Source organism: Streptomyces nitrosporeus (assembly GCF_008704555.1).
GTDB classification, from domain to species: domain Bacteria; phylum Actinomycetota; class Actinomycetes; order Streptomycetales; family Streptomycetaceae; genus Streptomyces; species Streptomyces nitrosporeus.
On sequence record NZ_CP023702.1, the window covers coordinates 1,191,673 to 1,209,511 of the forward strand.

16 protein-coding genes are annotated in these 17,839 nt (G+C 72.7%); 9 read left to right on the plus strand and 7 right to left on the minus strand.

Annotated features, from left to right (window positions below; all coding sequences use genetic code 11):
- Together CP967_RS05215 and CP967_RS05220 are read right to left on the minus strand one after the other, a co-directional pair.
- Nucleotides 1-951: an ABC transporter permease gene (locus CP967_RS05215; RefSeq protein WP_150486808.1), complete on the minus strand. Its 951-nt coding sequence runs from the start codon at nt 949-951 to the stop codon at nt 1-3.
- A gap of 118 nt (nt 952-1,069) precedes the next feature.
- The gene (locus tag CP967_RS05220; RefSeq protein WP_150486809.1) at nt 1,070-2,665 is read right to left on the minus strand and encodes an ABC transporter substrate-binding protein; all 1,596 of its coding nucleotides are present in this window, start codon (nt 2,663-2,665) and stop codon (nt 1,070-1,072) included.
- A 178-nt stretch (nt 2,666-2,843) separates the two neighbouring features.
- Here CP967_RS05220 and CP967_RS05225 point away from each other — a divergent pair, with 178 nt between their 5' ends.
- From CP967_RS05225 to CP967_RS05245, 5 genes are all read left to right on the plus strand, one after another.
- On the plus strand, nt 2,844-3,560 hold the full coding sequence (locus CP967_RS05225) for a FadR/GntR family transcriptional regulator (protein ID WP_150486810.1): 717 nt from the start codon (nt 2,844-2,846) through the stop codon (nt 3,558-3,560).
- A gap of 135 nt (nt 3,561-3,695) precedes the next feature.
- The gene (locus CP967_RS05230) at nt 3,696-4,715 is read left to right on the plus strand and encodes an acetylxylan esterase (RefSeq protein WP_150486811.1); all 1,020 of its coding nucleotides are present in this window, start codon (nt 3,696-3,698) and stop codon (nt 4,713-4,715) included.
- A 201-nt stretch (nt 4,716-4,916) separates the two neighbouring features.
- A complete protein-coding gene (locus CP967_RS05235; RefSeq protein WP_150486812.1) occupies nt 4,917-6,374 on the plus strand; it encodes an exo-alpha-sialidase in 1,458 nt (485 codons plus the stop codon).
- 61 nt (nt 6,375-6,435) lie between these two features.
- Nucleotides 6,436-7,140: a hypothetical protein gene (locus tag CP967_RS05240; protein ID WP_150486813.1), complete on the plus strand. Its 705-nt coding sequence runs from the start codon at nt 6,436-6,438 to the stop codon at nt 7,138-7,140.
- Nucleotides 7,141-7,292: 152 nt separating this feature from the next.
- Nucleotides 7,293-8,090 carry an SDR family NAD(P)-dependent oxidoreductase gene (locus CP967_RS05245; RefSeq protein ID WP_150486814.1) on the plus strand — a complete coding sequence of 266 codons (798 nt, stop codon included), beginning with the start codon at nt 7,293-7,295 and terminating at the stop codon, nt 8,088-8,090.
- 285 nt (nt 8,091-8,375) lie between these two features.
- Here CP967_RS05245 and CP967_RS05250 read toward each other — a convergent pair whose 3' ends face one another.
- Nucleotides 8,376-9,083, minus strand: coding sequence for a FadR/GntR family transcriptional regulator (locus tag CP967_RS05250; RefSeq protein ID WP_150486815.1), 708 nt, complete (start codon nt 9,081-9,083; stop codon nt 8,376-8,378).
- A 164-nt stretch (nt 9,084-9,247) separates the two neighbouring features.
- Between CP967_RS05250 and CP967_RS05255 the strand changes: the two genes are divergently transcribed.
- From CP967_RS05255 to CP967_RS05270, 4 genes are all read left to right on the plus strand, one after another.
- Nucleotides 9,248-10,207 (plus strand): dihydrodipicolinate synthase family protein, encoded by a 960-nt coding sequence (locus CP967_RS05255; protein ID WP_150486816.1) that lies wholly within the window; start codon nt 9,248-9,250, stop codon nt 10,205-10,207.
- On the plus strand, nt 10,204-11,166 hold the full coding sequence (locus CP967_RS05260) for an ROK family protein (RefSeq protein ID WP_150486817.1): 963 nt from the start codon (nt 10,204-10,206) through the stop codon (nt 11,164-11,166). Before CP967_RS05255 ends, CP967_RS05260 begins: the two co-directional genes overlap by 4 nt.
- Complete coding sequence (locus CP967_RS05265; protein ID WP_150486818.1) at nt 11,163-11,843, plus strand: N-acetylmannosamine-6-phosphate 2-epimerase; 681 nt, start codon at nt 11,163-11,165, stop codon at nt 11,841-11,843. The genes CP967_RS05260 and CP967_RS05265 overlap by 4 nt, the downstream gene beginning before the upstream one ends.
- A 63-nt stretch (nt 11,844-11,906) precedes the next feature.
- On the plus strand, nt 11,907-13,379 hold the full coding sequence (locus tag CP967_RS05270) for a sialate:H+ symport family MFS transporter (RefSeq protein WP_229888646.1): 1,473 nt from the start codon (nt 11,907-11,909) through the stop codon (nt 13,377-13,379).
- A 119-nt stretch (nt 13,380-13,498) separates the two neighbouring features.
- Here the strand turns inward: CP967_RS05270 and CP967_RS05275 are convergent, their stop codons facing one another.
- From CP967_RS05275 to CP967_RS05290, 4 genes are all read right to left on the minus strand, one after another.
- Entirely contained in the window at nt 13,499-13,957 is a 459-nt protein-coding gene (locus tag CP967_RS05275) for a MaoC family dehydratase (protein ID WP_150486820.1), read from the minus strand.
- 37 nt (nt 13,958-13,994) lie between these two features.
- Nucleotides 13,995-15,341 (minus strand): MFS transporter, encoded by a 1,347-nt coding sequence (locus tag CP967_RS05280; protein WP_150486821.1) that lies wholly within the window; start codon nt 15,339-15,341, stop codon nt 13,995-13,997.
- 170 nt (nt 15,342-15,511) lie between these two features.
- Nucleotides 15,512-16,741, minus strand: coding sequence for an acetyl-CoA C-acetyltransferase (locus CP967_RS05285; RefSeq protein WP_150486822.1), 1,230 nt, complete (start codon nt 16,739-16,741; stop codon nt 15,512-15,514).
- A 103-nt stretch (nt 16,742-16,844) separates the two neighbouring features.
- Nucleotides 16,845-17,747: a LysR substrate-binding domain-containing protein gene (locus tag CP967_RS05290; RefSeq protein ID WP_150486823.1), complete on the minus strand. Its 903-nt coding sequence runs from the start codon at nt 17,745-17,747 to the stop codon at nt 16,845-16,847.
- Between the last annotated feature and the right edge of the window lie 92 nt (nt 17,748-17,839).

Sequence of the window (17,839 nt, forward strand, 5' to 3'; positions counted from 1 at the left end):
TCACACCGTCCTGATGCGCGGGTTGACCAGCAGGTAGAGCAGGTCGACGATGACGTTGACCACCAGGAAGGCGATGGCGATGGTCAGTACGGTGCCCTGGACCAGGGCGACGTCGCCTCCGGTGACACCTTCGAGGATGAGCTTGCCCATGCCGGGCAGGTCGAAGATCGCCTCGATGACGACGGCGCCGCTGAGCAGGTAGCCGACCTTGACGCCGAGCACGGTGAGCGGGGTGACGAGCGCGTTGCGCAGCACCGAGCGGATCACCAGGAAGACCGGCAGGCCGTTGCCCCGGGCGGTGCGGACGTAGTCGCGGTCGAGTTCGGCGACCATCGAGGTGCGTACGAGGCGGGCGAGCGACGCGGCGACGGGGACGGCGAGCGAGATCGCGGGCAGGGCCATGGTGGTGAGCCAGCCGCTGAAGGAGTCGGCGGGGTTGGTGTAGCCGCCGGTCGGGAAGATCCGGGTGTTCAGCGCGAACTGCTGGATGAGCAGCACCCCGAGCCAGAAGGAGGGGATGGCGACCCCGGCCATGGACAGCACCCGGAAGAGCTGGTCGGGCCAGCGGTCGCGGTACATCGCGCCCAGTACGCCGCCGGCGACCGCGAGGACGACGGCGAGGAGGAGCCCGAGGAGGGTGAGCTGGAGGGTGAGCGGGAAGGCGGCGGTGATCCGGTCGATCACCGGCTGGCTCGGCGGGACGGTCATGCCGAGGTCGAAGTGGAGCAGTTGGCCGAGGAAGTCGAAGTAGCGTACGGGCAACGGGTCGTTGAGTCCGTTGGCCTCGGCGAAGGCTTCCCTGGCCTCGGGACCGGCGCTCTCCCCGAGCGCGTTGTAGGCCGGGTCGGCCGGCGAGAACTGCAGCACCACGAAGACCAGCAGCGCGATGCCGAGGATCATCACCGGCATCATCGCGACGCGGCGCAGCGCGAGCCGGAGAAAAGCAACCATCGTCGGGTTCCTTGCGGTTGGGCGGGCGGCGGGTCCGGGCCGCCGGGGGGTGGCGGGCCCGGACCGGTGGGCCCGGGCCGCCGGGGGGAGGCGGGCCCGGGGGCCGGGGGGGCGGGCGTCAGGCGCGGCCGACGTCCACGAACGACAGGCCGGTGGTGGGCAGCGGTTCGAAGCCGGGCAGGGCCTTCTCGTTCCAGGCGGTGGGCAGTTTGCGGTGGAGGACGGGGTAGAGCGCGGCCTCGTCGGCGACGAGGTCGGTGGCCCGGCCCCACAGCTCCTTGCGGGTGGCCTCGTCGGCCGCCTTGGCCGCCTTGTCGAGGAGCTGCTTGACCTGCTTGTACGCGGGGGACCTGGACCAGGCGTAACGCTTCTCCGGCCAGAAGCCGTAGTAGAACCAGCGCATCAGCAGGTCCGTGTCGTTGCCGAAGACGGAGGGGTCGCCGGGTGCGACGAGGACCTCGAAGTCGCCGCTGTCGACCTTGGCGTACTGGGCCGGCGACTGGGCGATGTCCAGGGTGGCCTCGATGCCGGCGGCGGCCCAGCTCTCCTTGAGCAGCGGGGCGATGTCCTTGACCCAGCCGGTGTCGGTGGTCAGGACGGTGAAGGCGAGCTTGCCGACGCCGGCTTCGGCGAGGAGCTTCTTCGCCTTGGCCACGTCGTGGGTGTAGACGGTGGCGGCCTTGTGGTACTCGGGGTGGGTCGCGGGGACGTATCCGGTGGCGGCGGCCGCGTTGCCGACCATCGCGGTGGAGATGATCTTCTCGGTGTCCAGGGCGTAGTGCAGGGCCTGGCGGACCCGCTTGTCGGCGAACCGCTCGTCGGCGGTGTTGAACATCAGGAAGAGCAGGCCGAAGGACTGCACGGACTCGGTCCTCGCGGTGGCGGAGAGCCGCTTGACGTCGATGTACGGGACGTCCTCGATGGCCTGGACGCGGCCGGACTCCATGGCGCTGACGCGGGCCGACTGGTCCGAGATCAGGCGCCAGATCATCTTCTCGGCCTTCGCCGGGTGCGGGCCGTTGTACGCCTTGTGCTTCTCGAAGACGATCTTGTCCTCGCGGGTCGCCGAGACGAACCTGTACGGGCCGGAGCCGACGGGCTCGGCGTCGAAGCCCTTGACGTCCGCCTCGACGATCTTCTTCGGGACGATCCGGACGACGGCGATGCGGGAGGGGAAGAGGGCGAAGGCGTGCTTGAGCTTGAACTCGACCGTGGCGGCGTCGACCGCGGTGACCGTGTCGACGAACGGCACGAACTGGGCCATCAGGGAGGCGTTCTCGGGGTCCAGGACGCGTTCGAAGCTGAACACCACGTCGTCGGCGGTGACCGGCGAGCCGTCGTGGAAGGTGGCGCCGTCACGGAGGGTGGCCCGGTAGGTGGTGGCGTTGATCTTCTCCGGCATCCCGGTGGCGAGCGCGGGGCGGGCCACGAGTGTGGCCGGATCGAGATCGACCAGGCCCTCGAAGATGTGCATGTTGGCGGCGTACGGAGTCGCGCCGGAGGTGATCATGGGGTCGAACCCGGTCGAGAGAGGGTAGGAGAGGCCGGCTTCGATGGTGCCGCCGCCCTCCCCCTTGCCCGCGGCGCCGTCGGCGGTCGAGGAGGGTCCGCCGCACGCGGAAAGGCTCGCCGTGATGGCGGCGGCCGCGCCGATGACGCCGGTGTAACGCAGGAAGGTGCGACGCTCGACACCGGCTGGCCTCAGCTCGGGCACGGGTCCTCCAGAGGGGAAGTCGAAAAGGGCAGAGGGGGGCGTGGGCGGGAACAGCTGGTTCGGCCGTGATCGCGACGGCCGCCGCCCACTTGGCATCAGACGTCAGATGTCTGATGCCTTGATAGCGTGGGAACGTAGCTTGACAATCGAGAGGGGTCAAGAGGTGGGGAGTTCACATATGTCCGGCACCCGGTCCGGGCGCACCCTGCTGCGGCAGGAAGTCGTCGAGGGCATCAAGCGGTACATCCTCGACGAGCGGCTGCGCCCCGGCGACCCGCTGCCCACGGAACCCGCCCTGTGCGAGGCGCTCGGCGCCAGCCGCTCCAGCGTCCGCGAGGCCGTCAAGATCCTGAACGCGCTCGACATCGTGGAGGTGCGCCACGGCCACGGGACGTACGTGGGCCGGCTGAGCCTCTCCGCCCTGGTGGAGAGCCTCACCTTCCGCGGGCTCCTCTCCCCCGACGACGACTTCCAGGTGATGGCCGACCTGGTGGACGTACGCGAGCTGTTCGAGCGCGGGATGGCCGACCGGATCGTCTCCTCGCTGAACACCGAGCAACTGGACACCCTGGACGGGCTGGTGGAGACCATGCGGGCCACCGGGTCGGGCGACGGGCACGGCTTCGTGGCGGCGGACCGGGCGTTCCACGCCCTGCTGGTGGCACCGCTGGGCAACGACCTGATAGGCCAGCTCTCGATGGCGTTCTGGGACGTCTACGCGATCGTCGCCCCCCACCTCGACGGATTCACGCACGCCGACGAGCGGGAGACCGTCAACGCGCACCAGGCCATCGTGGACGCGGCCCGGGCCGGTGACATCCCGGCGTTCCTGACGGCGGTCGGCGAGCACTACGCCCCGGTCAGGCGGCGGATCGCGGAGGCCCGGGCCCGCTGAGCGGGCCGGGCCGCACCCCCGTCCCGGCCGGGCGCCTCTTGACGTCCGGCCGCGGCGCTCCCTAGGGTCCGGTTGCCACCAGGACATCTGACGTCTTCTGTCCTGTCGCTTCCCGTACCCCTGGAGGGCACAGCCATGCCGTCGGCCGATCTCACCCTCGCGGAATGCCGCGCCTACCGGCCCGAACTGCCGCTGCCCGGCGACTTCGACGCGTTCTGGGACCGCACCCTGGGCGCCGGTCCGCACGGAAGTGGCCCGGGCGGGGGCGAGCCGGAGAAGCCGCGCTTCGAGGAGGTCGACGCCGGGCTGTCCCAGGTGCGCGTCCACGACGTGAGCATCCCGGGATACGACGGCCGGCCGGTCCGCGGCTGGCTGCGGATGCCCGCGGGCGCGACCGGACCGCTGGGCTGTGTCGTGGAGTTCCTGGGGTACGGGCGCGGCCGGGGCCTGCCCCACGAGCAGTTGACGTGGGCCTGCGCCGGTTACGCCCATCTGGTGATGGACACCCGCGGCCAGGGCTGGTCGTCGGCGGGCGGGGTCACCGCGGACACCGACCCGGGTGCCTCCGGTACCGTGCCGGGCTTCCTGACCCGGGGTGTCGAAAGCCCCGGGACGCACTACTACCGGCGGGTGTTCACCGACGCGGTCCGCTCGGTCGAGGCGATGCGCGAGCACCCCGGGGTGGACCCCGGCCGGATCGTGGTGACCGGGGTCAGCCAGGGCGGCGGTATCGCGCTGGCCGTGGCGGGGCTGGTGCCGGGGCTGGCCGGGGTCATGCCCGATGTGCCGTTCCTCTGCAACATCCCCCGGGGCGCCCGGATCACGGGGCTTCCCCCGTACACCGAGATCGCCGCATACCTGCGGCTGTACCGCGACCGTACGGACTCGGTGTTCCGCACGCTGTCGTACTTCGACGCGGCGCACCACGCCACCCGTGCCACGGCGCCCGCGCTGTTCTCCATCGCGATGATGGACGAGATCTGCCCGCCCTCCACGTGCTTCACCGCCTACAACCGCTACGCGGGCCCCAAGGACGTACGCGTCTACGAGTTCAACGGGCACGAGGGCGGTACCCAGCACCACCAGGCGGAGCAACTGGCCTGGGTCCGCTCCCTGTTCGCCGGCCTGTCGGCCGGGCCGGCCGCCCGCACCTGACCGGAGGTCGCCCCGCCCTTCCCGCCACGGCCGCGGGGCCGCCGGTCCGCCCGCCCCGGCGGGTGCCCCGGCCCCGTCGGCCAGGGGTCCGCACCCCGTCCGCCCCCCGACCCGCGCGGGCACCGCACTCCCGCGCGCTCTGCTCCACCCGCGTCACGCACGTCTCCCCCTCACGCCCCTCCACGAGAAGAGAGATCGTCCATGCAGCGCAGAGTCACCGTCTCCCTGCTGTCCGCCGCCGTGATGGCGGCCACCGCCGCCACGGCCCACGGCGCCCCCGCCGCCGGCGCGGCGGCGACCGCCGCCCCCGGTCAGCTGACCTCCCAGGACATCGCGACGCAGGGCGCCGGGTCGCCGTACTACCGCATCCCCGCCCTGACCACCTCCACCGAGGGGACCCTCCTCGCCGCCTACGACGCGCGTCCCACGCTCGGGGACCTGCCCGGCAACCTCGGTGTCGTCCTGCGGCGCAGCACCGACGGCGGGACGACCTGGCAGACCCAGCAGGTGGTCCGCAAGGAGGCCGCGCCGAAGGGCTTCGGGGACCCGAGCCTGCTCGTGGACCGCATCACCGGCCGCATCTTCGTCTTCTACGCGGCCTCCGTGAACCAGGGCTTCTTCGGCTCGGCCACCGGCAACGACGAGAGCGACCCGGACGTCCTCCAGGCCGACTACAGCTACTCCGACGACGACGGGGTCACCTGGACCCACCGCCGGATCACCGGGCAGATCAAGAACCCCGCGTGGGCGGGGATGTTCGCGGCCTCCGGCGAGGGCATCCAGCTGCGCCACGGCACGTACAAGGGGCGGCTGATCCAGCAGTACGCGATCCGGAACAACGGGGCGAACTACGCGGTCAGCGCCTACAGCGACGACCACGGCGCGACCTGGAAAACGGGCACCCCCGTCGGCCCGGGCGGCGACGAGAACAAGACGGTCGAGCTGAGCGACGGCCGGATCATGCTGAACAACCGCTCGAAGCCGTACCGCACGATCGCCCACTCCACCGACGGGGGCGTCACCTACACGCCCTTCACCCAGGACAAGAACCTGCCCGACCCGGCGAACAACGGCTCGGTCATCCGGTACGCCCCCGACGCGGCGCCCTCCGATCCGAAGTCCTCGTGGCTGCTGTTCAGCAACACGGAGAGCACCTCCTCCCGGAGCAACCTCACCGTGAAGATGTCCTGTGACAACGGGAAGTCGTGGCCGATCAGAAAGGTCGTGGATTCCGGCAGCGCCGCGTACTCCACGCTCACGCCCCTGCCGGGCGGCCGGGTCGGACTGCTCCACGAGCGCGACGGCTACAGGAACATCACCTACTCCTCCTTCGACCTCGCGTGGCTCGGCGGCACCTGCGCGGACATCACGATCACCCCGCCGGCCACCCTGAAGGCCGGTACGGACACGGAGGTGACGGTCCGGGTGGTCAACAGGATGGATGTGACGCGCGACGCGGGCACGCTCGGCCTGACGGTGCCGTCCGGATGGGCGGCCCGGCAGGTCTCCTTCCCGGCGCTCCGTCCGGGCGAGGGTGCGAACGTCAGGGTCCCGGTCACGGTGCCGGCCGGCGCCTCGGGCGAAGCCGTGCTCACGGCCGTCTACCGCTCCACCGGCAAGCAGGCCTCGGGGAGCCGGACGGTGACGGTCACGCCGTAGGAGTCCTGCCGTTCCCGCCGGCCCGGGCGGTACCGCGCAACCCGCTGATAACGTCGGACACATGTCCGCACCGGCCGTCCCTCCCACCGTTCCTGAGGCAGCGTCAGGCGGTGCGCTGCCTCTCCGGCATCTGACCGTCGTCCTCGGGCTGCTGCTCCAGTTCGGCGGGGCCACCCTGCTCATCGAACTGTTCAGCAGGGTGGGCGATCCCGCGGACTGCGGATACCGGGCCTCCGGTGCCTGCGAAGCGGGGACCGCGATACTCGCCCTCGGGGCCCCGGCCTTCCTCGCCGGCGTCCTGGTCCTCGGCCTCCTCGACCACAGGCCCGGGTGGTCGGGGCCCGCGATGCTCTTCGGCGGGTTCTCCCTGATCTACGGATCGGCGGGAGCCGGGGCCGCCTTCGCCTGGAGCGCGTTCACCGCCGACAGCGTCCCCTTGTCGGTCCTGACGGGGCTGGTCGCCCTTCTTCCGCTCTGGGCAGCCGCGTTCCTGGTCAAGGGGTTCCTCAAGGGCATCCTGCGGAACGGTGTCGGGCCATGGGCGAGGGAAGCCTTCTGGATACTCGAGGAGCTGCCCCGATCGAAGCGCCGGCGGAGGAAGATGCTCCGGGCCAGAGGGCTGGGGGCCGCTCGCGGCCACAACGGCCGGCTGGTGCCCGAGACGCCCCGGGAGAAGGCCCAGTGGGCGCTGTTCGTCGGCGAATCGTGCGTGGCCCTGGCGGGAGGCGTGCTGGCCGGGTGGCTGTGCATCGTCCACCTGGCGTGAGGGGCGGGGTCCTCCCGCCCGGTCCCGCCGGGGCCTCCCGCCCGGTCCCGCCGGGCCTCCCGCCCACCGGGACCGGGCCTGCCGCACGCCGTCGTGCGGGTATGGGATGGGGCTCCCGTCCGGCGCGCGACCGGCGGGAGAGAGGGGGCCTCATGCGGCTCGGAACCACACCTCCCGGCGGTGACCGGCTCGAAGGGCGGGTCGCGGTCGTCACCGGGGCCGGTGCCGGTATCGGTGCCGCGGTCGCCCGGAGGCTCGCCGCCGAGGGGGCCAGGGTGCTGGTCGCGGAGAGGGACGAGGAGACCGGGCGGGCCACGGCCGAGGAGATCGGCGGCCGCTTCGTGCGCACCGACGTCAGCGACAAGGCGCAGGTGCTGGCCATGATCGGCACGGCGGTACGGGAGTGGGGCGGTGTGGACATCCTGGTCAACAACGCCTGGGCGGCCGGTGATGTCGGCCGGGTGGAGAACAAGACCGACGCGATGCTGGCCCACGGCCTGGGCATCGGTTTCTACGGGCCGTTCTGGGCGATGCAGGCGGCCTTCGGGCACATGCGGGAACGCGGATGGGGCCGGGTCGTCAACATGTGCAGCCTCAACGGCGTGAACGCCCACATGGGGACCCTGGAGTACAACGCCGCCAAGGAGGCCCTGCGCACCCTGACGCGCACCGCCGCCCGGGAGTGGGCCCCCTCGGGGGTGGTGGTCAACGCGGTCTGCCCCGGCGCGAAGAGCGCGGCCTACCGCCTGAGGATGAGCGAGCATCCCGAACTGGAGGCCCAGGTCGGGGCCATGAACCCGATGGGGCGCATCGGTGATCCCGACGAGGACATCGCCCCGGTGGTCCTGTTCCTCGCGGGCGAGGGCGCGCGCTACCTCACCGGCAACACCCTCTTCGTCGACGGCGGTGCGCACATCAACGGTGTCGCCTGGGCACCCGAGCTGCCGTGACCCCGTCCTGACCCCGTCCTGACGGACACCGCGACGGCCGGGTGCCCCGGCTCCGGTCGCGGTGTCCGCCTGCCGTCCGGCCCCCGGGGCTGCGAGGACGCGCGCCGGTGTGCCCCGGAGCGCGGGCGGTGCCGGACCTGGCCGGGGCGGAGGCGTGGCGCCGGGCCGCACCGGCGGGACCGGTCAGCTGTCTCTCCGGGCGGCAGCGGCGGCAGCGGCGGCGACGGCCGCTGAGCCCTCCCCCGCCGGCGGCCGGTCCGTGCCCGTCGGCGGCCACCTCCCCCGTCAGCGGCCGGTCCGCGCCCGCCGCGGTTCCAGCCGGCTCCGGATGCCGTCGAAGTGGGTGCGCATGGCGCGTGCCGCGCGCTCGCCGTCGGCCGCCGCGAGCGCCTCGACGATCTCGTGGTGCTGGGCACAGGTGACGGCAGGGTCCTGGTGCCCGTCGTCCATGTCCGCGCGTACCCGGTCCATGGCCGCCCAGAACGCGTCCAGCACCTCGCTGAGCAGGTGGTTGTCGAGGGTGGCGTACAGGGCGAGGTGGAAGGCGCGGTCGGTGGCGCGGGCGACCCGGCCGTCCCGGCCGGCCTCCGTCTCCATCGCGGCGACCAGGCCGCGCAGGACGGCCAGGTCCTCGTCAGGTACGCCGGCGGTGACCGCGCCGACCAGGCCGGTCTCCAACGCCTCGCGCACCCGCATCAGTTCGAGGAGGCCCGGTTCGCCCTGGCACTGGCGGACGGCCGCCCGGAAGGCCAGCCCCTCGGCGAACGCCGAGAGGGAGAGCGGGCCGACGAAGGTGCCGAAGCCGCGCCGGATCTCGACGACGTCCACGGCCTGGAGCGCCTTGAGCGCCTCGCGCACGGAGACCCGGCCGACGCCGAAGAGCTCCATCAGTTCGGCCTCGGTGGGCAGCGGGTCACCCGGGCCGAGTCCGCGCTCCAGGATCAGCTCCTTGATCCGGCGCTCGATGTCCTGGGCCATGGTAGGGCGCGCCACAAGGGTCCTCCTGGGGTGTCGCCGGCGGCCGGCACCTCTTGACCGGCCGCCGGGGCATCTGTTTAAGGTACGTCGAGACATAGGACATCTTACGTCTCATGTCTCGGCCACGTCTCCTTTTCCGGGCGGCGGACCGGCCTCACCGAACGAGCTGGAGTCCCACCATGTCCCTGACCGCACCGCTGCACGGTGTCGTACCGCCGGTCTGCACCCCGCTGGACGAGCGCGGGGAGGTGGACACGGCCTCCCTCACCCGGCTCGTCGGGCACCTCGTGGACGGCGGTGTGCACGGCCTGTTCGCCCTCGGCTCGACCAGTGAGGTCGCCTACCTGACGGACGCGCAGCGCGCCACCGCCCTGGAGACGGTGGTCGCGGCGGCGGACGGGCGGGTCCCGGTCCTCGCCGGGGTCATCGACACGACGACGGCCCGGGTGGCCGAGCACGCGCGGACCGCGGCCCGGCTGGGCGCGGACGCCCTCGTGGCGACGGCGCCCTTCTACACCCGTACGCACGCCAAGGAGATCGCCGGGCACTTCCGGCGGCTGCGCGCGGAGGCCGGTCTGCCGCTGTTCGCCTACGACATCCCGGTGGCGGTGCACTCCAAGCTCTCCCCCGCCCTGGTCCGCGAGCTGGCCGAGGACGGCACGCTGGCCGGTCTGAAGGACAGCAGCGGCGACGAGGGCGGGCTGCGCAGGCTCGTCGTGGAGCTGGGGGGCCGGGAGGGACGGGCCGAGGGCCCCGCACCGCACTTCAGCGTGCTGACCGGTTCCGAACTCACCGTGGACGCGGCCCTGCTGGCCGGTGCGGACGGGGTCGTCCCGGGCATCGGCAACGTGGACCCGGCCGCGTACGTGCGGCTGTACGAGGCGGCGCGGGCCGGTGACTGGGCGCTCGCCGCACACGAACAGGAGCGGCTGGTCCGGCTGTTCGCGATGGTCGACGCCGGTCCGGAGCCGGACATGGGCCGCAGCTCCTCGGCGCTCGGGGCGTTCAAGGCGGCGCTGTACCTGCTGGGTGTCATCGAGAACGGCGCCACCGCCCTCCCCCAGGTCCCGCTGTCCGCCGAGTCCGTGGCCCTGGTCGCGCAGCGGCTGCGCGGCGCCGGCCTGACACCGGTCCGATGAGCGGTACCCCCGTGACGGCCGCTCCCGCCACGGGCACCGTGGTGACCGGTCTGGACCTGGGCGGCACGAAGATCGCGGCCGCCCTCTTCGCCGCCGACGGCACCGTGCTGGCACGGCACACCCGCCCCACCCCCGCCCGTGAGGGCGCGCCCGCGGTGCTCGACGCGCTCGCCGCCGCGGCGGCGGCGGTGGACCCGGGCGGGCTGGCGGGCGTGCTCGGGGTCGCCGCGGCCGGGGTGATCGACCCGCGCAGCGGCATGGTCACCAGTGCCACCGACTCGATCCGCGGCTGGGCGGGCACCGCGCTCGGCACCGGCCTCGCGGACCGTACGGGCCTGCCGGTGGCCTGCGACAACGACGTACGCGCCACCGCGGGGCCGGAGCTGGCCGCGCTGCCGGGCGGCCGGGGGTCCCTGCTGTTCGCGGCCGTCGGCACGGGGGTGGGCGGCGCGCTCGCCGTCGACGGCCGGATGCTGCACGGCGCGTCCGGGGTCGCCGGTCATCTCGGGCACCTGCCGAGTGCGGAGGCCGCCGGACTCCCCTGCACCTGCGGCGGTTCGGGGCATCTGGAGGCCATCGCCTCCGGTCCCGGCATCACCGCCCACTACGAGCGGCTCACCGGCACCCCGGTGGACCGGCTCGAAACCGTCGCCGTCCGCGCCGCGGAGGGCGACGAGGCCGCCGTACGCGCCGTCACCACCGGTGCGGCGGCGGCCGGGCGGGTCCTCGGCGGTCTCGCCAACGCGCTCGGCCCCGACCGGGTCGTCGTCGGCGGCGGTGTGCCGCGGATCGGCGCGCTGTACGGGGACACGCTGGCCGCGGCCTTCGCCGCCGAGCTGATGGAGCCGCTGCGCGGGCTTCGCCCCGAGCCTCCGCTGTTCGGGCACGACGCCGCCGTGCTGGGCGCGGCGGCCCTGACCACCACCCTTCCCCTCCATCACCCGGGAGCACACCGATGACCGCACAGGATCTCGCCGACACCCTGAAGGGCCGGCTGATCGTCTCCTGCCAGGCGCCCCCCGGGGACCCGATGCGGGAGACCTCCACCCTGGTCCGCCTCGCCCTCTCGGCCGCCGCCGGCGGCGGCGCGGCGATCCGCGCCAACGAGCCGGAGGTCGTCGCCGCGATCGTCCGGGCCGTGGACCTGCCGGTCATCGGCCTGTGGAAGGACGGGGACACCGGCGTCTACATCACCCCGACCGTCCGGCACGCCCTGGCGGTCGTCGAGGCGGGCGCGGCCGTCGTCGCCGCCGACGCCACGGACCGGCCGCGCCCCGACGGCTCCACCTTCGCCGAGCTGGTCGCCGCCGTGCACGGGGCGGGCGCCCTGGTGATGGCCGACGTCTCCACGCTCGCCGAGGGGGTCGCCGCCGCGGCGCAGGGGGCGGACTTCGTCTCGACGACCCTGTCCGGCTACGTGCCGGGCACCCCGGAGCAGACCGGTCCGGACCTGGACCTCGTGGCGTCCCTCTCGGCCGCGGTCTCCGTACCGGTCGTCGCCGAAGGCCGTATCCACACCCCCGAGGAGGCGGCCGAGGCCGTCGCCCGCGGCGCCCACAGCGTCGTGGTCGGTACGGCGATCACCGCACCCACCGCCCTGACCTCCCGCTTCGTCGCCGGGCTCGCCCGGCCCTGAGCGGCCCCCACCACGCGGGGCGGCCTCGCCGACGAGCCGCCGCCCCGCCCCCTGGAGCGCACCGTGCAGAAAACACACCCCGCCCTCCCCTGGTACCGCGAGGTGAGCGGCACCCAGTGGAAGTCCTTCTTCGCCGCCTGGATCGGCTACGTCCTCGACGGCTTCGACTTCGTCCTGATCACGCTCGTCCTCACCGAGATCAGTGACGACTTCGGGCTGAGCACGGTGCAGGCGGCCAGTCTGGTCTCCGGCGCCTTCATCACCCGGTGGCTGGGCGGGGCGGTGCTGGGCGCGCTCGGCGACCGGTACGGGCGCAAGCTCTCCATGGTGCTGAGCATCCTGCTGTACTCCCTGGGCACCTTCGCCTGCGGGTTCGCCTGGAACTACCACAGCCTCTTCGCCGCCCGCCTCGCGATCGGCATGGGCATGGCCGGCGAGTACAGCGCCAGTGCCACGTACGTCATGGAGAGCTGGCCGGCCCGGGTGCGCGGCCGGGCCAGCGGCTTCCTGATCTCCGGCTTCTCCGTCGGCTCGGTCCTCGCCGCACAGGTCTACGACTGGGTGGTGCCCTCGCTCGGCTGGCGCTGGATGTTCTACCTGGGCCTGATACCGATCGCGGTCGCGCTGTGGATGCGGCGGGCCCTGCCCGAGGCCGAGGAGTGGACCGCGGACGTCGCGGAGCGGGGCGCCAGGCCCAACCCCTTCCGGCCGCTGTTCCGGACCCCGCGCCTGGCGCTGGTCAACACCGTCCTGGCGGTGGCCGCCACGCTCTGCCTCTTCATGGCCTTCACCCCGGGCGGCGCGGGCATGGTGCCGGTGCTGTCGGTGGTCGCGGGACTCTGTCTCGTCGCGTTCGCGGTGCAGATGGGAGGGCGGCGCGGCTGGCTGCTGTACGTGTCGATGATCGTGACGCTGTTCTTCGCCTTCCTCTACTCCTGGCCGATCCAGGCGCTGCTGCCCACCTATCTCAAGTCCGACCTGGGCTACAGCACCGAACAGGTCACCGACGTCCTGTACTTCGCGGGCTTCGGCACCATGGCGGGCTGCTGGGCGGCGGGGTTCCTGGGCGACCGGATCGGTGCGAGGAAGGCGTACGCGCTGACCCTGCTGGCCTCCCTCGCCTTCGTCTTCCCGGTCTTCGCGGTGGACGACAACCTGGTACTGCTGGGCTGCCTGCTCTTCCTCCTCCAGGCGACGAGCTTCGGGATCTCGGGGCTGCTGCCGCGCTGGATCGGCGGCCACTTCCCCACCGCGAGCCGTGGTGCCGCGCTGGGCTTCACCTACAACGTGGGGGCGCTCGGCGGGGCCGTGGCCCCGGTCCTGGGGGCGCACCTGGCGTCCGGGATGGATCTGGGGCAGGCGCTGGCGGTCCTGACCTTCGCCGGGACGGTCGTCGTGGTGCTGCTGGTGGGCCTGGGCGTACCGGCCCGGCTCAACCGGCTGGCCGACCCGGACGCGGTGGAGGACCACCTGGCCGCCGCTCCGGGGCACACCGCACGGCCGGCCCGGGAGCCGGACCGGGACCCGTCACGGTGATCCCGGTGCGGTGATGCCGGTGCGGTGATGCCGGTGCGGTGATGCCGGGGAGACGCCGGGCGGTGGAAGACGCCCGGCCGCTCCCGGGCCGCTGTGTTCCCGGTACGCGGGCGCGGGTCTCACGGCTGGAAGTGCGTGAGCGACTCCGCGACGCAGGCCGGTTTCTGCGAGCCCTCCAGTTCGAAGGTGAAGGACCGGGTCATCCGGACGCCGCCCCGGGCGGCCTCCTGCACCCCGGTGACCGTGGCGTGCAGGCGCACCCGGCTGCCGACGGGCACGGGGGCGGGGTACCGCACCCGGTCGAGCCCGTAGTTGAGGGCGCGTCCCACGCCGGTCACCTGGAGCAGTTCGCCGAACATCGGGATGCCCCAGCTCAGCACCATGTAGCCGTGGGCGATGGTGCGGCCGTACGGGCCCCGGGCGGCGCGTTCCACGTCGGTGTGGATCCACTGGTGGTCCCCGGAGACGTCCGCGTAGGCGTCGATGAGTTCCTGGGTGATCTCCTTCCACCCGGAGTGTCCGAGGTCGCGTCCGCCGAGGGTGAGGATCTCGTCGATGCCGTGCACGGTGAGGGGCATGGGCCGTGGGCTCCGTTCTGTTCGTACGGGGAGGTGGTCAGGCCGTGGCGGGGGTGGTGGCGCGGGGCGCGGCCACCGGCGTGGCGGCCTGCTCGTCGTGGTCGGGGCGCTTCAGCAGCAGGAGCATGCAGCCCAGGGTGAGGGCCACCTGGAAGACGGCGTACGCGATGACGGCGGTGATGGATCCGGTCCGGTTGAGCAGGAACTGGCCGATGATCGGGGTCGTTCCGCCGAGGAGGGTGCCGCAGAGCTGGTAGCAGAGCGAGATGCCGGTGTAGCGGACGTGCGCGGGGAAGCGGCTGGCGAGCATGCCGGCGAGGGCCGCGTAGTAGAGGCAGTGCGGGATGGTGGCGACGGAGACGCCGAGCATGGCGAGGCCGTAGTTCTCGGTGCTGATGAGGACGAACATCAGCGGCATCAGGATCAGTTCGGGCACCAGCATCACGGTGACGGCCCGCGACCAGCTCTTCATCCTCGTGGCGATGACCGCGCCGAAGGGCTGGACGATGATCTGGGTGATGTTGGCGACCAGGATGATCGTCAGGAACGAGCTGCGGTCGAAGCCGAGGGAGCTGGTGGCCCAGGACAGGGCGAAGGTCGACTTGAAGTAGGTCGCGGAGAGGCCGATGGTGCAGGCGCCGATGCCGAGGACGATCAGCATGGGGTGGCTGCGCAGGACCTCGGACAGCGGGAGCTTGGCGACTGCCTTCTTCTTGATGAGTCCGGCCATGGCGGGCGACTCGGCGACCTTCAGGCGGACCAGGAGACCGACGAGGACCAGGGCGGCGGAGGCGAGGAACGGCACCCGCCAGCCCCAGGAGACGAAGGCCTCGTCGGGCAGCTGGCTGATGGCCAGGAAGCTGACCGTGGACAGGGTGTTGCCGACGGGCGAGCCCTGCTGGGCGAACGCCCCGTAGAGCACCGACTTGCCCTTGGGGGCGTGTTCGGAGGCGATGAGGACGGAGCCGCCCCACTCGCCGCCGAGTCCGATGCCCTGGATCATGCGGATGCAGACCAGCAGGATGGGGGCGGCGATGCCGATGGAGGCGTAGCCGGGCAGCAGGCCGATGGCGGTGGTGGAGACGCCCATCATCAGCAGGGTGATGACGAGGGTCTTCTTGCGGCCGAGGCGGTCGCCGTAGTGGCCGAAGATGATGCCGCCGAGGGGGCGGGCGAGGAAGCCGACCCAGAAGGTGGCGAACGCGACGAGCGTGCCTATGGCACCTTCGAGTTCGGGGAAGAACACCTTGTCGAAGACGAGGGCCGCCGCGGTCCCGTAGATGTAGAAGTCGAACCATTCGATGGTGGAGCCGATGAAGGCTCCGAATCCGGCACGGTTGGCGGCTTTCGTCTTCTCGCGTGCGGTTGCGGTGGACGCACTCATGGGTGGCTCCCGGGCATCGTTGATCGAGACGGATGGGTGGGGCTGATGGGGACGGTGGGGCCGCCGGCCGGACGCCGCCCCGGAACGCCCCGCGCCGCGGGGGTGGGGGTGGAAAGGGGACGGCGACGGGCCGGCGGGAAGGGGAGGCGGTCCCAGGCGGGGACGCGGTCTCAGGCGGGGATGCGCTCGAAGACCGCGGCGAGGCCCTGGCCGCCGCCGATGCACATGGTCTCCAGGCCGTAGCGGGCCCGGCACCGGTGCATCTCGTGGGCGAGGGTGGCGAGGATGCGGGCGCCGGTGGCGCCGACCGGGTGGCCGAGCGAGACCCCGGAGCCGTTGACGTTGATCCGCTGTTCGTGGTCCTTCTCGCCGAGGCCGAGTTCGCGGGTGCAGGCCAGGACCTGGGCGGCGAACGCCTCGTTGATCTCGATCAGGTCGAGGTCGGCGAGGGTGAGTCCGGCGCGGCCGAGCGCGGCGTGGGTGGCCGGTACGGGGCCGAGGCCCATGGTGGCGGCGGGGACGCCCGCGCGGGCGAAGGAGACGAGGCGGACCATCGGGGTGAGGCCGAGGCGTTCGGCGGTGGCGGCGGAGGTGACCAGGCAGGCCGCGGCGGCGTCGTTCTGGCCGCTGGCGTTGCCCGCGGTGACGGTCGCCCCGGGGTCGCTGCCGGCCATGATCGGGCGCAGCGCGGCGAGTTGTCCGGCGGTGGTGCCGGGCCGGGGGTGCTCGTCCGCGGTGACGGTGGTCTCGGCCCCCTTACGGGCGCGTACGGTGACGGGCACGGTCTCCGCGTCGTAGCGGCCCTCCGCGAGGGCGCGGCCGGCGCGGGCCTGGGAGCGCAGGGCGAGGGCGTCCTGGTCGGCGCGGCTGATGGAGTAGGCGCGGCGCAGGTTCTCCGCGGTCTCGATCATGCCGCCGGGCACGGGGTGGTGGACGCCCCCGGCGGTGACCCGGCCCCGGGCGAGGGAGTCGTGGAGCTGGAGGCCGGGGCCCTTGATGCCCCAGCGGCCGTCGTGCGTGTAGTAGGGGGCGGCGCTCATCACGTCGACGCCGCCCGCGATGACGACGTCGCTGAAGCCGGCCCGGATCTGCATCGCGGCGTCGAGTACGGCCTGGAGGCCGGACCCGCAGCGGCGGTCGGTCTGGAGGCCGGTCACGGTGTCGGGCAGGCCCGCGTCCAGGGCGGCGACCCGGCCGATGGCGGGGGCCTCGGAGGTGGGGTAGGCGTGACCGAGGATCACCTCGTCGACCCGGTCGGGGTCGATCCCCGTGCGGGCGACGACCTCGGCGATCACGCGGGCGGCGAGCGCGGCCGGCGTCTGCTGGGCGAAGGCCCCGCCGAAACGGCCGATGGGGGTGCGCAGCGGTGCGCAGATGACGACGTCGCTCTGTTCGGGCACGGCAGGACACCTTTCGGCGGTTCGGGTGTGTGGGCCGACCTTCGCACCCGACCACTGAGTCGGTCCAATATCGAATTTCCCGGTCTTTGAGACGTCTGCTGTCTCAATCGACGGGCGGAGGCGTCGGCAGGGCCTGTTCGGCGACGGCGAGTACGGCCCGGAGCGCGGCCGAGGGGTTGTCGGTGCGCCAGGCGAGGGCCGCCTGGCGCCGGACGGGCGCCCCGGCGAGGGGCCGGTAGACGAGCCCGCCCTGCTGGATGTGGCGGACCGAGGAGACGGTGAGGGTGACTCCCACCCCCGCCGCGACGAGGGCGAGGATCGTGTAGGAGTCGGGGGCCTCCTGCACCACCCGGGGGTGGAACCCGGCCGCCTCGCAGACCTGGACCGTCGTGTCGCGCACCGAGGAGCCGGAGTTGGCGGGGAAGGAGACGAAGGGCTCCCCGGCGAGGATGGGGAGGGGGATGCTGTCGAGACCGGCCAGATGGTGGTCGGAGGGCAGGGCGCAGACCAGCTCCTCCTCGTCGATCACCCGGCAGGCCACGCCCGGCTGGCTGACGGGGAGACGGACGAACCCCAGGTCGAGGGTGCCGTCGGCGACCCGGGACAGGGCGACGTTGGCGTAGGTCTGGCCCTTCATGACCAGTTCCAGGGCGGGGTGGGCGGCCCGCACGGCCCGGGTCAGCCGGGGCAGGGTCTCGTGGCTGGAGGCTCCGGCGAAGCCGATGGTGACCCGTCCGTACTCGCCGCGCCCGGCGGCCTTGGCCGCCCGTACCGCCGTGTCGAGGTCCTCCAGGACCGTGCGGACGGGTTCCAGGAAGGACTCCCCCGCGCTGGTGAGCCGCACCGAGCGGGTGTTGCGTTCGAAGAGCTGGACGCCGAGCTCCTTCTCCAGCTGGCGGATCTGCTGGCTGAGCGGGGGCTGGGCCATCTGCAGCCGCTTCGCGGCCCGGCCGAAGTGCAGTTCCTCGGCCACGGCGGTGAACGCGGTCAGATGTCGCAGTTCCATCAGGCACCCATTCATTACTCAGCGGTCTTGATCCGACCTTAATTCGGTATTGGACAGCAATCAATGCTCCTGGAAGCGTAGGGGCGACCCGC

What these genes read in the sequence shown, in the direction of transcription:
- CP967_RS05215 (WP_150486808.1), bottom strand. Translation starts at nt 951, where the DNA reads ATGGTTGCTTTTCTCCGGCTCGCGCTGCGCCGCGTCGCGATGATGCCG.
- CP967_RS05225 (WP_150486810.1), top strand. Translation starts at nt 2,844, where the DNA reads ATGTCCGGCACCCGGTCCGGGCGCACCCTGCTGCGGCAGGAAGTCGTC.
- CP967_RS05230 (WP_150486811.1), top strand. Translation starts at nt 3,696, where the DNA reads ATGCCGTCGGCCGATCTCACCCTCGCGGAATGCCGCGCCTACCGGCCC.
- CP967_RS05235 (WP_150486812.1), top strand. Translation starts at nt 4,917, where the DNA reads ATGCAGCGCAGAGTCACCGTCTCCCTGCTGTCCGCCGCCGTGATGGCG.
- CP967_RS05240 (WP_150486813.1), top strand. Translation starts at nt 6,436, where the DNA reads ATGTCCGCACCGGCCGTCCCTCCCACCGTTCCTGAGGCAGCGTCAGGC.
- CP967_RS05245 (WP_150486814.1), top strand. Translation starts at nt 7,293, where the DNA reads ATGCGGCTCGGAACCACACCTCCCGGCGGTGACCGGCTCGAAGGGCGG.
- CP967_RS05255 (WP_150486816.1), top strand. Translation starts at nt 9,248, where the DNA reads ATGTCCCTGACCGCACCGCTGCACGGTGTCGTACCGCCGGTCTGCACC.
- CP967_RS05260 (WP_150486817.1), top strand. Translation starts at nt 10,204, where the DNA reads ATGAGCGGTACCCCCGTGACGGCCGCTCCCGCCACGGGCACCGTGGTG.
- CP967_RS05265 (WP_150486818.1), top strand. Translation starts at nt 11,163, where the DNA reads ATGACCGCACAGGATCTCGCCGACACCCTGAAGGGCCGGCTGATCGTC.
- CP967_RS05275 (WP_150486820.1), bottom strand. Translation starts at nt 13,957, where the DNA reads ATGCCCCTCACCGTGCACGGCATCGACGAGATCCTCACCCTCGGCGGA.
- CP967_RS05280 (WP_150486821.1), bottom strand. Translation starts at nt 15,341, where the DNA reads ATGAGTGCGTCCACCGCAACCGCACGCGAGAAGACGAAAGCCGCCAAC.
- CP967_RS05290 (WP_150486823.1), bottom strand. Translation starts at nt 17,747, where the DNA reads ATGGAACTGCGACATCTGACCGCGTTCACCGCCGTGGCCGAGGAACTG.